We start from the raw sequence: 13,700 nt of genomic DNA on the forward strand, positions 1-13,700 counted from the left end.
CGACCTGGGGCAGGGCCGCGCAAAGAAGCGGGCGCGACATTGCGCGGGGCGGCGATGTCGTTTTCCGATGCGGGCAGGTGGCGGGTGGGTGGGGATGCCGCAAATCGCGTGCCGTGCTACGATTGCCGCAGCGGGAACAGGGAGGCGCGCATGGGTGAAGCGGTCTTGGTGCTGCTGGGCACGACGAAGGGAGTGTTTGTGCTGGCCTCTGATGCCGAGCGACGCGACTGGCATCTGCGCGGCCCGTTCTGTGACGGATGGTCGATCAACCATGTCATCGGCGATCCCGCCACCGGCACGATCTGGGCCGCCGGGGGCGGAGAATGGACCGGCGCCGGGGTCTGGCGGTCGCAGGACGGCGGCGAAACCTGGTCGCAGTCGAAGCTCGCCAACGGCAAGTTCGACGCCTGGATGACGGCCGATCCGGGGTTCGCGGCGCGCATCGGCCGGGAACCGTCGCCTCCCGCCGCCTTCACCGGCAAGATCGACGCGCTCTGGTCGCTGGGGATGGCGGGCGGAACCCTGCTGGCCGGGGCCAAGCCGGCGGCGCTTTACGCCAGTACGGATCGGGGCGAGAACTGGGCGCGGGTCGATGGGCTGAGCGATCACCCCTCGGCCCCGGAGTGGCAACCGGGCGGGGCAGGGCTCGTGCTGCACACCATTCTGGCGGACCCCGGGGCGCCGGAAAAGCTGTGGGTCGGCATCTCGGCGGCGGGGGTCTTCGCGTCGGAAGACGGTGGGGCAACCTGGGAGCGGCGGAACCGCTTGTCGAACGCGGGCCCGGACTGCGCGCACGCCCATGCCGGATCCGACCCCGACCATGAGGTCGGGCATTGCGTGCACAACATGGTGTGGGCGCCCGGCGACCTGATGTATCAGCAAAACCACCACGGCGTGTTCCGCAGCCCCGATGGTGGCCGCAGTTGGGACGGCATCACCGTGGGTCTGCCCTCGGATTTCGGGTTCCCGATCGCCGTGCATCCGCGCGACCCACAGACGCTCTGGGTGCTTCCGCTGAACGGCGACATGGCCGGGCGCTATCCGCCCGAGGCCTCGGCGGCCGTCTGGCGGTCGCGCGATGGCGGGGAAAGCTGGGCGGCGATGCGGGCGGGCCTGCCGGGGCAGAACTGTTTCTTCACCGTGCTGCGGCAGGCGATGGCGACGGATCGGGCGACGCCCGCCGGGGTCTATTTCGGCACCAACAGCGGGTCAGTCTTCGCCAGCGCGGACGAGGGCGATCACTGGGCCGAGATCGCCCGCCACCTGCCGACGGTGCTGAGCGTCGAGGTGCTTCAGCGCGCGTAAGCGGGCGGTGTTATTCCGCCGCCCAGCCAGAGATCGCCTTGACCTCCAGGAACTCCTCGATGCCCCAGTGGCCGCCTTCTCGCGCACGGCCCGAAGATTTCACGCCGCCGAAGGGCGAGCCCGCGCCGCGGGATTGGCCGTTCATCTCGACCATGCCCGCGCGCAGTTGCCGCGCCAGCCGGTTGCGCCGGGCGCCGTCCTGAGACTGAACGTAATTGGACAGGCCGTAGGGCGTGTCGTTGGCGATCCGCACCGCCTCGTCCTCGGTGTCGAAGGGGATCATCGACAGCACCGGTCCGAAGATTTCCTCGCGCTCGATGGTCATGCCGGGCACCACGTCGGCAAAGACGGTGGGGCGCACGAAATAGCCGCGGTTCAGGCCGTCCGGGCGGCCAAGGCCCCCGGCAACCAGACGCGCGCCCTCGGCGATGCCAGTTTCGATCATGCCCTGGATCTTGTCATACTGCATCTGGCTGACGACCGGGCCGACGTGCCCGCCCGCCTCGTGTGCCGAGGCCACCTTCGTCGCCTCGGCCACCTGCCGTGCAATCTCGACCGCCTGATCATAGATCGGGCGTTCCACCAGCATCCGCGTTGGGGCGTTGCAGCTTTGGCCGGAGTTGTTGAAGCAGTGCTTCACCCCCCGTTCGACCGCCTTGGCGTCGGCATCGGCGAAGACAAGGTTGGCGCCCTTGCCGCCCAGTTCCAGACACACCCGTTTCAGGCTGTCTGCGGCGGCTTTCGAGATCGCGATCCCGGCGCGGGTGGAGCCGGTGAAGCTGATCATCTCGACATCCGGATGGGTGGACAGGCGGCTGCCGACGCCCATCCCGTCGCCATTGACGAGGTTGAAGACACCCGGCGGCACGCCCGCCTCATCCACGATCTCGGCGAAGACGAGCGACGACAGCGGCGCGATTTCCGAGGGTTTGAGCACCATCGTGCAGCCCGCCAGCAGCGCCGGAATCGCCTTCAGCGTGACCTGGTTCATCGGCCAGTTCCACGGCGTGATCAGGCCGACCACGCCGATCGGTTCCAGCGCGATGCGGTCGTTCGGGGCATGGGGGCCGAGCGGGCGAATGAACTCCATCGCCTTGAACGCGGTGATGAAATTCTGGATGTGCCAGGTGCCGGATGTGGTCTGCGACCGGCGCGCCATATCGATCGGGGCACCCATCTCAAGGCTGATCGCGCGGCTCATGTCTTCGGCGCGGCGTTCGTAGACGGCGAGGATCCTCTCGACACAGGCCAGCCGTGCCGCGGGCGGGGTCTGCGACCAGCCGGGGAAGGCGGCCTTGGCGGCGGCGACGGCGACATCGGCATCGGCGGCGCTGCCGAGCGAGATCGTCGCACAATGCTCCTCGGTCGAGGGGTCGATGACCGGGAAATCATGGGCGACGGCCGGGGCAACCCAGGCGCCGTTGATGTAAAATTCACGTTTGCGCGTCATGCTCGCCTCCATCGGTCGGGCCATACCTTGGCACCGTCGACCTCCGGCGGCAAGGCGCGGGCCCGACATCGGGGGTCGCATTCCGGCGCGGCGCCGACTATGTCATTCGCGCAACCGTCACTTCGCAAACCAGGGGATTCCGATGGGCCTGCGCATCAACGACACCGCTCCGAACTTCACCGCCAACTCGACCAACGGGCCGATCACGCTGCACGACTGGATCGGCGAGGGCTACGCCATCCTGTTCAGCCACCCGAAGGATTTCACACCGGTCTGCACCACCGAATTCGGGGCAGTGGCCCAGCTTGTGCCCGAATTCAAGAAGCGCAACACCAAGGTGATGGGCATTTCGGTGGACAGTGTCGCGGACCACCAGAAATGGAAGCGCGACATCGAGGCCTTCGCCGGCGCCCCGGCCGACTTTCCGATCATCGACGACACCTCGCTGGCGGTCGCCAAGGCCTATGACATGCTGCCCGCCGATGCCTACCTGCCCGACGGCCGCACGCCCGCCCATTCTGCCACGGTGCGCACGGTGTTCATCATCGGGCCGGACAAGAAGATCCGCCTGACAATGGCCTATCCGATGTCGGTCGGGCGCAACTTCGCCGAAATCCTGCGCGCCCTCGATGCCGTGCGGATCACCGACGGCGTGCCGGTCGCCACCCCCGCCAACTGGGTGCCGGGGCAGGACGTCATCGTGTCGATGAGTCTGAACGACGCGCAGGCAAAGGCGAAGTTCGGCGACCTGGACATCAAACTGCCCTACCTGCGCTTCGCCGCGGCGCCGTAGTAAGGCGCTCCGGTCAAGACCCGGCTCCACCGGTGGCCGGAAATCCAAAGGCCCCGGCTTTCGCCGGGGCCTTCGTCATTACGGGGTTGGAAGGCTCACGCCTCTTCGGTCTTCTTCTCGACGATCTCGGCGCCGGTGTCCTGGTCGACCATCTTCATGCCGAGCCGGACCTTGCCGCGCTCGTCAAAGCCGAGCAGCTTGACCTTCACTTCCTGGCCTTCCTTCAAGAGCTCGTTCGGGTGGTTGAGCCGCTTGGCGGAAATCTGGCTGACGTGCACCAGACCGTCGCGCTTGCCGAAGAAGTTCACGAAGGCGCCGAAATCGACCAGCTTCACCACCTTGCCGGTGTAGATGCGGCCTTCCTCGGGTTCCGCCACGATCGACCAGATCATGTCGTAGGCCTTCTTGATCGAGTCGGCGTTGGCCGAGGCGATCTTGATGATGCCGTCGTCGTTGATGTCGACCTTGGCGCCCGAAACCTCGACGATCTCGCGGATCACCTTGCCGCCCGAGCCGATCACTTCCCGGATCTTGTCGGTCGGGATCTGCATCGTCTCGATCCGCGGCGCGTGGGCCGAGAACTCGGTCCGGCCCGCGGTCAGCGCATTTGCCATCTCGCCCAGGATGTGCATCCGGCCGTCACGCGCTTGCGCCAGGGCCTGCTCCATGATCTCGGGCGTGATGCCCGCGACCTTGATGTCCATCTGCAGCGAGGTGATGCCGTTCGAGGTGCCCGCCACCTTGAAGTCCATGTCGCCGAGGTGATCCTCGTCGCCGAGGATGTCGGTCAGCACGGCCCAGCGGCCATCGTCTTCCAGGATCAGACCCATCGCGACACCGGCGACCGGCGCTTTCAGCGGCACGCCCGCGTCCATCATCGACAGCGAACCACCGCAGACCGACGCCATCGACGACGAGCCGTTCGATTCCGTGATCTCGGAGACGACGCGGATCGTGTAGGGGAAGTCGGTCGGCGCGGGCAGAACCGCCTGCAGCGCACGCCAGGCCAGCTTGCCGTGGCCGATTTCGCGACGGCCCGGCCCCGACACGCGGCCGACTTCGCCGACCGAGTAGGGCGGGAAGTTGTAGTGCAGCAGGAAGTTGGAGCGCGAGTTGCCGTGCAGGGCGTCGATGATCTGCTCATCCTCGCCGGTGCCCAGCGTGGTCACGACCAGCGCCTGGGTTTCGCCACGGGTGAACAGCGCCGAACCGTGGGTGCGCGGCAGGATGCCGACTTCCGACACGATCGGGCGCACGGTCTTGTTGTCGCGCCCGTCGATGCGGGCCCCGCCGTTGATGATGTCGCCGCGCAGGATCGCGCTTTCCAGCTTCTTGAACGCCGAACCGAGGTTCGTGTCGGCCAGATCGTCGGCCGACAGCGCCGCTTTCACGGTGTCACGGGCGGCGGAAATGGCGTTCTGGCGTTCCTGTTTGTCGCGCAAGCCAAAGGCTGCGCGCATCTTCGCCTCGCCGGCCGCCTTCACCTTGGCATAAAGCGCCGAGTAGTCCGGTGCCGAATAGTCGAAGGGCTCTTTGGCTGCCGCTTCGGCAAGGTCGATGATCATGTCGATCACCGGCTGCATTGCGGCATGGCCGAACTTCACGGCGCCCAGCATCTCGGCTTCGGACAGCTCGTAGGCTTCCGATTCCACCATCATCACGGCGTCTTTGGTGCCGGCGACGACAAGGTCGAGGCGCTGGTCGGGGTTGTTGCGCAGGTTCTGCATGTCATCAACCTGCGGGTTGAGGACGTATTCGCCGTTCGAGAAGCCGACGCGCGCGGCGCCGATCGGGCCGCGGAACGGCACACCCGAAAGCGTCAGCGCGGCCGAGGCGGCGATCAGCGCGACGATGTCGGGCTCGTTGACAAGGTCATGGCTCAGCACGGTCGCCATCACCAGCACTTCGTTCTTGAAACCATCGACGAACAGCGGGCGGCAGGGCCGGTCGATCAAGCGCGAGGTCAGCGTTTCCTTTTCGGACGGCCGCGCCTCGCGCTTGAAGAAGCCGCCGGGCACCTTGCCCGCGGCGTAGTATTTTTCCTGGTAGTGGACGGTCAGCGGGAAGAAGTCCTGCCCCGTCTTCGCCTCCTTGGCGAAGGTGACGTTGGCCATGACGGAGGTCTCGCCCAGCGTGGCGATGACCGAGCCATCGGCCTGACGGGCGACCTTGCCGGTTTCCAGTGTCAGCGTCTCGCCGCCCCACTGGATCGATTTTCGTGTAACGTTGAACATGTCGTTTCCTCAAGGGTCGCCCGGCCCTCCGGGTGCCCTTATCCTATGGCGGCCCCATTGCCGCCGCCCCCTGATCCTTCGCATGTGCCCGGGGGGATCGGGCCTCACGTCGCAGATGGGGCGCGCCTTACAGGAAAACGAGGGGGTTGGGAAGTGGCGGCATTCCGGGGTTGCGTGTCAGTCCTGCGTCGGGTCCGGCACCGAGACGGCGAGATAGACGCCGAAAAGCGTGACCACCAGCCCCAGCGCCATGGCCATCGTCAGCGGATCGCCGAACAGGGCCCGGGCCCAAAGCATGGTGACGGGCGGGCTCAGGTAGATCACGCTCGACACCCGAGCCGGGGCATACCAGCGCAGGCAGAAGTAATAGACGCTCCACGCGCCGAAGGTGGCCAGAACCACCAGCCAGCCGATGCCGAAGGCGAAGCGCAGGGTCATCGGCGGCAACAACCCGCCGGAGAAGGCGGCGAAGGGCGCGAAGAACACCGCGGCCCAGAGGCATTGCAGGCCAAGCCGCTGATGGATGGCAAGGCCGCTGGCCCGCATCCGCTTTTGCAGAACGGTCGATAGCGCGAAGGAGATCATTCCGAGGATCGGCAAGACATAGGCAAGGGCGGGCGCGCTGCCGAATGTCAGCGCATCAGCCGACACAATCAGCACGCCCGCCAGGCCAATGGCCGTGCCGAGCCACTGTCGCCCGCTCAGGCGCTGGCCCAGAATCGGCAACGACAGCGCCGCGATGGCCAGCGGCACCAGATCGGCCATCAGCGCCACGAGACCCGTTGGCACCCGGGCCCCGATCGCAAGCGCAAAGCCGCCGAGGTAGAGGAACATCCCGAGGAAGCCGAACAGGCCCTGCTCGGCCAGTGCGCGGCGGGTGATCCTCGGCCCGAAGGCCAGGGCGAAGGGCAGAAGCAGCAGGCCAGACACCAGGCTGCGCCAGAACAGCACGGCGGCAACCGGCGCGCCATCGGTGGCGAAACGGGTGCCGACGAAGCCGGAACTCCACGCGATCACCAGCACCACGGACAGCAGCGGGAACAGCAGGGGCGAAGCGCGCAACCGCCCAGGGACATCGGTCGGGAGGGTTGGAGGCTGCTGGGTGGGCGCGGTTTCCATCGGCCAAGAATGAGGGGCGCGAATTCGGTATGCAGGGTCGGGGGCGACCCTTGTCGCAGCAATGACGACGCAAATGCAAAACGCCCGCGCCATGCGGCACGGGCGTCAATTGCCGTAGCGGTAGCCTTAGCGGCGCAGGCCCAGACGCTCGATGAGCGTGTTGTAGCGCGCTTCGTCTTTTGCCTTGAGGTAGTCCAGCAGCTTGCGGCGCAGCGCCACCATCATCAGAAGACCGCGACGGGAATGGTTGTCCTTGCGGTGCATCTTGAAGTGTTCGGTAAGCGTCGCGATCCGCGAGGACAGGATCGCAACCTGAACCTCGGGCGAACCGGTGTCGCCTTCCTTGATCGCGTAGTCCTTGATCAGCCGGGTTTTCTCTTCGACCGTGATCGACATCGGGGTCTCCTTTCGGATGGGGGTTATGGCGCAGGCCGGGATGTCGTCCAGCAGGGCCCGTGGAGTATCCGCCCAAGGGACAGATGCGCGCGTATAGGGGAAATCGGTTGAAAAGGAAAGCGCGAATCCCCCTGACGGGATCGGTGCGCGCGGCCGCACATCGCGCGGTAACCATGACGCCGAAAGCCGCAAGCCACGCCTTCTTTGCGCCACGTTTTTCTGTCATAATCGTTATATAACAAATAGTTAACGAGATTTGTGGTTAACGGTATCCGCCCGGGGTGGGGGGAGTGTCTGGGGGGTGCGAGTCATGCTGGGACTGTTGGGGTTGATGGGGTTGGCCATGATGGGCGTGTTCTTCGAGCCGTCGCATCCGGACTCCGATCACGATGAGGATGCGGGCACCGGTGGCAGCGACGGCCACGACGGAGATGGCGACGACTCGGGCGGGCACCAGAGTCTGGAGGATTTCATGGGCCTCGCCGATCACCCGCTTGCGGGCAGCGCCGCCGCCGATGCAGCCGGAACCGGCGACGACACCGGGGGCGAGGCGTCCGGGGGCGACCCTGCCCCTCACGGTTCCGAGACCGAAGACCCGGCTGCGACCGATCATGGCGCGGACGACCCGTCGACCGGCGGCAACCTGCCCGACGACCACGTGACCGCTGACCAGGGGCAGGGCGATCACCCGACAGCGGATGGCACGACAGCGGATGGCACGACAGCGGATGCCATGACAGCGGATGCCACGGCAGCCGATCACGCGATGGCCGATCACGCGGTCGGCGATCACGCGACCGGCGATCACACGGCCGGCGACCTGACGGCGCATGGCCCGACCGTGCCCGACCCGGCGACGACGCCCGTGCCGACGGGGGCCGCGCTGCAGCCGCTGGCGCCGGACGCCCCGCTCGACGCCGCCACCCCGGCCGATCAGCCGCTCGACCCCTCGTTGCCGGCCGACCCCGGACCACCGCAGGATACCGGCCCCGCCGATCCACCGATCGACCCCGATGCCCCGCAGACGGTCGACAACGAGCCGGGCGATGGTCCGGTGCTGGAACCGCTGCCCGCCGATCCGGCCGACCCCGGCGTGACCGAACCGACCGAGCCGGAGACCCTGACCGGCACCGACGGGCCCGATCTGCTGGTGGGGGGCGCGGGCGACGACACCATTGCCGGGCACGGCGGCGACGACATGCTGGATGGCCACGCCGGGAACGATTCCCTCGATGGCGGCTCCGGCGACGATCTGATGCATGGCGGCGCGGGCGACGACTCGCTGGCAGGCGGCGATGGCCACGACACGCTGCATGGCGACGCGGGGAATGACACGCTCGACGGCGGCGCGGGCGACGACAGTCTGGCCGGGCACGAGGGCAGTGATTCGCTTGGCGGCGGCGACGGGAACGACACGCTGATGGGGGGCGAAGGCGACGATACGCTCCACGGCGGGGCGGGGGACGATGCGATGCAGGGCAACGCGGGCGACGACAGCCTGACGGGCGGCGCCGGTCATGACACGCTGATGGGCGGCGATGGCAACGACACGCTGGATGGTGCCTCGCACGATGACCCGCAAACCACCGGCGATGAGAGTGCGGATTATCTGAACGGCGGCGCGGGCGATGATCACCTGATCCTCGGGTCGGGCGACCACGCCAGCGGCGGCGATGGCGCCGACACCTTCGAGGCGGGCGACTGGATCGCGGCCGGGCATGACGCCACGATCCACGACTTCGACCCCACGCAGGACCGCATCGTGGTGGAATACGATCCCGCCCAGCATCCCGACCCGGTGCTGACGATCGAGCCGGGCGCGCAGGCGGATTCGGTCTACGTCACGCTGGACGGCGTGCATCTGGCGCAGGTGCTGGGCGTGCCGGGGCTGACGGCGGCCTCGGTCGATCTGGTCAGCGCCTCAGGGTAGGGCGGTAAAGAACGGCAGATAGGCGGCCAGCACCGCGTCGGGCGCCTCTTCCATCGCGAAATGGCCGCTTTCGCAGGAGGTGTCGGTGACCTGATCGGCCCAGGCGCGCCACAACGCGGCAGGCTGCCCGAGGCGCGAGGGGAAGCCGGTCGTGGCCCACAGGAAATGCAGCGGTGCCGCGATCTTGCGCCCCGCATCGCGGTCCGCCTCGTCCAGCGCGCGGTCGGTGGTGGCCCCGGCGCGGTAGTCGGCGCACATCGCGGCGATCCGCGCCGGGTCGCGCGCCTGCGCGTGATAGCTCGCCAGCGAGTCGGGCGGGAAGGCGTGCAACGACTTCGCCCGCGTCCAACTTCGCAGCGTCCAGTCGATGTAGAACACCGGATCGGCCCCGATCATCTTCTCGGGCAGCGGCGCGGGCTGGGCGAGGAAAGTCCAGTGATAGGCGGCCATGCCGAGGCCCGCATCCCAATGCGCCCAGTAGTCGGCGGTGGGCAGAATCTCGATGATGCCCAGCCGGGACACCCGTTCCGGCGCGTCGAGGGCCAGCCGGTAGGCGACCCGCGCACCCCGGTCATGGCCGAGGACATCGGCGCGGGTGATCCCCAGGGCGTCCATCATGCCGGTGATGTCGCGCGCCATCGTGCGTTTCGAATAGGTGCTGTGCCAGACGTCGTCCGGCGGCGCGTCGCTTTGGCCGTAGCCGCGCAGATCGGGGATCAGCACGCGGAAATGCCGGGCGAGCGCAGGCGCGACCTTGGCCCAGCACATGCCGTTCTGCGGGTAGCCGTGCAGCAGGATCAGCGCGGGGCCGGTGCCGGCCTCCTGCACCGACAGGGTGATGCCGTTGGCGGCGACACGGCGCCGAAGGAAGCCGTCGATGGTCGTCATGGTGCCTCCCACGATTCGGGCTGGCGGTCGTAGCTGATATAAAGCGGATGTTTCGGCTGGCCGCCCTGCGTCAGCCCCAGATGATACAGCGGAAGGCCGATTTCGCGCAGCATTCGTTCCACCTGCCGCCCCCGGTCCAGATGCGCACCGTGGCTGCCCCAGGCGCAGATGATGCGGTCGGCCCAACCGGTGCTGTCGCGAAGGGCGGCATCGTTGCCCGGCCCCACCGGGTCGATCGCCGCGCGCATGGCCCTCGGGTCGGTATCGCGCCAGGCGAAGATGTTGCAGACCCGGAACGCGCCGAAGCCGAGGGCCCGCGCCCGCCGCTCGCAGCGTTCCACCGTGGGGTCGTTCTGCACCTCGGTCGCGGTCGAGGGGTTCAGCATGATGAACAGCGCCTTTGGCCCCTTGGCGTCCCAGGCGCGGGTCAGCAGGTAGCGGTAGCGTTCGCAGGGCGAATAGACCGCGGTGGAGGGCGCGTCGCCCTTGAGGTGGGTTCGGGTGATCATGCCCAAGGTTTGCCGGGCGGCGACGGCGCGCGCAAGCCCGGCCCGTCGATCGCGGCAGGGCGGCGGAACGCTTCGCGGGGGATTTTTGGGCCGCGATGAATGGGCGGTTGACAGAGGCGCGGCTGCCGTCTCACCGTTTGTCGCATGAACCATCGTGCCGACATCCACGACCGACTCGCGGCCAGCCTGAAGGCGGCGCGGCGCTCCAAGGGGCTGAGTCTCGATGCGGTGGCCAAGCTTTCCGGCGTCAGCCGCTCGATGGTCAGCCAGATCGAGCGCGGCGAATCGAGCCCGACCGTGGCGACGCTGTGGAACCTGACGCAGGCGCTGCACGTCGATTTCGCCGGGCTGCTGGAAGGGCGCGCGACGCCGGGGGTCGAGGTGATGCGGGCCGGGGCCGCCCCGCTGATCGAGGGGCGCGGGGTCGGGGTGCGCATCCGCATCCTCAGCCCCGCCGAGGCGGCAGGCGCGCATGAGGTCTACGACCTGAGCTTTGCCGAGGGCGGCGCGCTGGTCAGCGACCCGCACGGGCCGGGCTGCCGCGAGCATCTGACGGTGCTGGAGGGCGCGCTGAGCGTGACCTCGGGCGAGGACGAGGAGCATGTCGGCCCCGGCGACACCGCGCGCTACGCGGCGGACCGGCCGCACGCGATCCGCGCCGAGGGTGGCGGGGCGCGCGCGCTGCTGGTGGTGCAGAACAGCTAGGCGGTTTCCGTTTTGGCGGATTCGCATCCGTGATCTTGACGATTTCCGCGCGGGCGGGCATCTTGTCCGCCACATCGGAGGGGGTTCTGAGATGGCGGACAAGGCGGCATTCCTGGCGCACCTCGGGGCCGAGTTGCGCGGCATCGAGGCCGAGGGGCTGATGAAGCGCGAGCGGTTGATCACCTCGCCGCAGGGCGGGCGGGTTTCGGTGGCGGGGCATGACGGCAAGGTCGTGAACCTTTGTGCCAACAACTACCTCGGGCTGGCCGACCATCCGGCGCTGATCGCCGTTGCCAAGCAGGCGATGGACGATCACGGCTACGGCATGGCCTCGGTCCGCTTCATCTGCGGCACACAGGATCTGCACCGGCAGTTGGAGGCGCGGCTGGCGGCCTTTCTGCACAAGGACGATGCGATCCTCTTTGCGGCCTGCTTCGATGCCAACGGCGGGCTGTTCGAGCCGCTGCTGGGGGCCGAGGACGCGGTGATTTCCGACTCGCTCAACCATGCCTCGATCATCGACGGCATCCGGCTGTGCAAGGCGAGGCGCTATCGCTACGCCAATTCCGACATGGACGATCTGGAGACTCAGTTGAAGCAGGCGCGGGCCGAGGGCGCGCGGTTCGTGATGATCGCCACCGATGGCGTCTTCTCGATGGATGGCTATCTGGCGAAACTGCCCGCGATCACCGCGCTGGCCGACCGCTATGGCGCGCTGGTGATGGTGGACGATTGCCACGCCACCGGCTTCATGGGGCCGCAAGGGCGCGGCACGCCCGCCCATGCCGGGGTGGAGGTCGACATCCTGACTGGCACGCTGGGCAAGGCGCTGGGCGGCGCGCTGGGCGGCTACATCGCCGGGCCGCAGCCGGTGATCGACCTGCTGCGCCAGCGGGCGCGGCCCTACCTCTTTTCCAACGCGCTGCCGCCCGCCGTGGTGGCGGCGGGGCTGGCGGCGCTCGATCTGGTCGAGGCGGCGGATGACCTGCGCGCCCGGCTCTTCGCCAACACCGCCCATTGGCGGGCCGGGCTGGCGGCGGCGGGGTTCGACCTGCTGCCGGGCGAGCACCCCATCGTGCCGGTGATGCTGGGCGAGGCGCGGTTGGCGCAGGCGATGGCGGCGGCCTTGTATGAGCGCGGCGTCTACGTCGCGGGCTTCTTCTTCCCGGTGGTGCCGAAGGGGCGCGCCCGCATCCGCACCCAGATGAATGCGGCGCTGAGCCGGGACGATCTCGATTTCGCGCTGGCGGCCTTTGCCGCGGCGGGCAAGGCGGTGGGGGCACTATGACCAACGAAATGAAGGCCTTGGTGAAGGCAAAGCCGGAAGTCGGGCTGTGGATGGAACACCGCCCGGTGCCCGAGATCGGGCATGACGACGTGCTGATCCGCATCCGCAAGACCGGCATCTGCGGCACCGACATCCACATCTGGAATTGGGACGACTGGGCCGCCAAGACGGTGCCGCTGGGCCTGATCACCGGCCACGAATTCGCGGGCGAGATCGTCGACATGGGCCGGGATGTGGAGGGGCTGTCGATCGGCCAGCGCTGCTCGGGCGAGGGCCATCTGATCGGCCGCCAGAGCCGCCAGAGCCGGGCGGGCAAGTTCCACCTCGACCCCGCGACGCGGGGCATCGGGGTGAATGAACCCGGCGCCTTTGCGGGCTACCTGCGGCTGCCCGCGTTCAACGTGGTGCCGTTGCCGGACGAAATCGACGACGACATCGGCGCGATCCTCGACCCGCTGGGCAATGCGGTGCACACCGCGCTCAGCTTCGATCTGGTGGGCGAGGATGTGCTGATCACCGGCGCCGGGCCGATCGGCATCATGGCGGGCGCCGTGGCGCGCCATGTGGGCGCGCGCCATGTGGTGATCACCGACGTCAACCCGGCGCGCCTCGCGCTGGCCGCCGAGGTGGCGGACGTGACGCCGGTGAACGTGGCGACCGAAGACCTGAAAGATGTCATGGCCCGGCTGAAGATGACCGAGGGCTTCGACGTCGGGATGGAAATGTCCGGCAGCCAGGCCGCGATGGACCAGATGATCGAGGCGCTGGTGATGGGCGGGCGGATCGCCCTCCTCGGCATCCCGCCGGGCAAGTCGCCGGTGGACTGGAGCCGGATCGTGTTCAAGGCGATCACCATCAAGGGCGTCTACGGGCGTGAGATTTTCGAGACCTGGTACAAGATGATCGCAATGCTGCAAAACGGGCTCGACATCCGCAAGGTCATCACCCACCGCTTCCCGATCGACCAGTTCCGCGACGGGTTCGAGGTGATGCGCTCGGGCAAATCGGGGAAGGTCGTGCTCGACTGGGGGTGAAAAGCCGTCGGCCGCGCGCCTCTGGCAGGCGTCCGGGGGCGCTGCCTCC

The 13,700-nt window shown here is 68.1% G+C and carries 12 protein-coding genes; 6 read left to right on the forward strand and 6 right to left on the reverse strand.

Translation table 11 applies throughout. The features are described from left to right. Positions 1-150 precede the first annotated feature (150 nt). Positions 151-1,305: an exo-alpha-sialidase gene (locus AC11WY_RS12650; protein ID WP_482925996.1), complete on the forward strand. Its 1,155-nt coding sequence runs from the start codon at positions 151-153 to the stop codon at positions 1,303-1,305. Positions 1,306-1,315: 10 nt separating this feature from the next. On the opposite strand, the gene AC11WY_RS12655 is transcribed toward AC11WY_RS12650, so the two are convergent. Beyond that, on the reverse strand, positions 1,316-2,755 hold the full coding sequence (locus AC11WY_RS12655) for an aldehyde dehydrogenase family protein (RefSeq protein ID WP_482925998.1): 1,440 nt from the start codon (positions 2,753-2,755) through the stop codon (positions 1,316-1,318). A 142-nt stretch (positions 2,756-2,897) separates the two neighbouring features. Between AC11WY_RS12655 and AC11WY_RS12660 the strand changes: the two genes are divergently transcribed. Then, positions 2,898-3,548, forward strand: a complete 651-nt coding sequence (locus tag AC11WY_RS12660; protein ID WP_482926000.1) for a peroxiredoxin — start codon at positions 2,898-2,900, stop codon at positions 3,546-3,548. A 95-nt stretch (positions 3,549-3,643) separates the two neighbouring features. On the opposite strand, the gene pnp is transcribed toward AC11WY_RS12660, so the two are convergent. The 3 genes from pnp to rpsO form a co-directional block, all read right to left on the reverse strand. Beyond that, complete coding sequence (pnp, locus tag AC11WY_RS12665; RefSeq protein WP_482926002.1) at positions 3,644-5,782, reverse strand: polyribonucleotide nucleotidyltransferase; 2,139 nt, start codon at positions 5,780-5,782, stop codon at positions 3,644-3,646. Positions 5,783-5,959: 177 nt separating this feature from the next. Then, entirely contained in the window at positions 5,960-6,844 is an 885-nt protein-coding gene (locus AC11WY_RS12670; protein WP_482926004.1) for a DMT family transporter, read from the reverse strand. Positions 6,845-7,027: 183 nt separating this feature from the next. Further along, the gene (gene rpsO, locus AC11WY_RS12675) at positions 7,028-7,297 is read right to left on the reverse strand and encodes a 30S ribosomal protein S15 (RefSeq protein ID WP_482926006.1); all 270 of its coding nucleotides are present in this window, start codon (positions 7,295-7,297) and stop codon (positions 7,028-7,030) included. A gap of 310 nt (positions 7,298-7,607) precedes the next feature. Here rpsO and AC11WY_RS12680 point away from each other — a divergent pair, with 310 nt between their 5' ends. Continuing rightward, a complete protein-coding gene (locus tag AC11WY_RS12680) occupies positions 7,608-9,227 on the forward strand; it encodes a calcium-binding protein (RefSeq protein WP_482926008.1) in 1,620 nt (539 codons plus the stop codon). Here AC11WY_RS12680 and AC11WY_RS12685 read toward each other — a convergent pair. Together AC11WY_RS12685 and AC11WY_RS12690 are read right to left on the reverse strand one after the other, a co-directional pair. Then, entirely contained in the window at positions 9,219-10,115 is an 897-nt protein-coding gene (locus tag AC11WY_RS12685; RefSeq protein ID WP_482926010.1) for an alpha/beta fold hydrolase, read from the reverse strand. The genes AC11WY_RS12680 and AC11WY_RS12685 overlap by 9 nt on opposite strands. After that, on the reverse strand, positions 10,112-10,624 hold the full coding sequence (locus AC11WY_RS12690) for a DUF1643 domain-containing protein (RefSeq protein WP_482926012.1): 513 nt from the start codon (positions 10,622-10,624) through the stop codon (positions 10,112-10,114). The genes AC11WY_RS12685 and AC11WY_RS12690 overlap by 4 nt, the downstream gene beginning before the upstream one ends. Positions 10,625-10,768: 144 nt before the next feature. Between AC11WY_RS12690 and AC11WY_RS12695 the strand changes: the two genes are divergently transcribed. The 3 genes from AC11WY_RS12695 to tdh all read left to right on the forward strand — a co-directional run bounded on the left by AC11WY_RS12695 (position 10,769) and on the right by tdh (position 13,651). After that, positions 10,769-11,329, forward strand: a complete 561-nt coding sequence (locus AC11WY_RS12695; RefSeq protein WP_482926014.1) for a helix-turn-helix domain-containing protein — start codon at positions 10,769-10,771, stop codon at positions 11,327-11,329. A 91-nt stretch (positions 11,330-11,420) separates the two neighbouring features. Further along, a complete protein-coding gene (locus AC11WY_RS12700; RefSeq protein WP_482926016.1) occupies positions 11,421-12,617 on the forward strand; it encodes a glycine C-acetyltransferase in 1,197 nt (398 codons plus the stop codon). A gap of 8 nt (positions 12,618-12,625) precedes the next feature. Further along, positions 12,626-13,651: an L-threonine 3-dehydrogenase gene (gene tdh / locus AC11WY_RS12705; RefSeq protein WP_482926022.1), complete on the forward strand. Its 1,026-nt coding sequence runs from the start codon at positions 12,626-12,628 to the stop codon at positions 13,649-13,651. The last annotated feature ends 49 nt before the right edge of the window (positions 13,652-13,700 follow it).

This window comes from Solirhodobacter sp., from assembly GCF_964715405.1.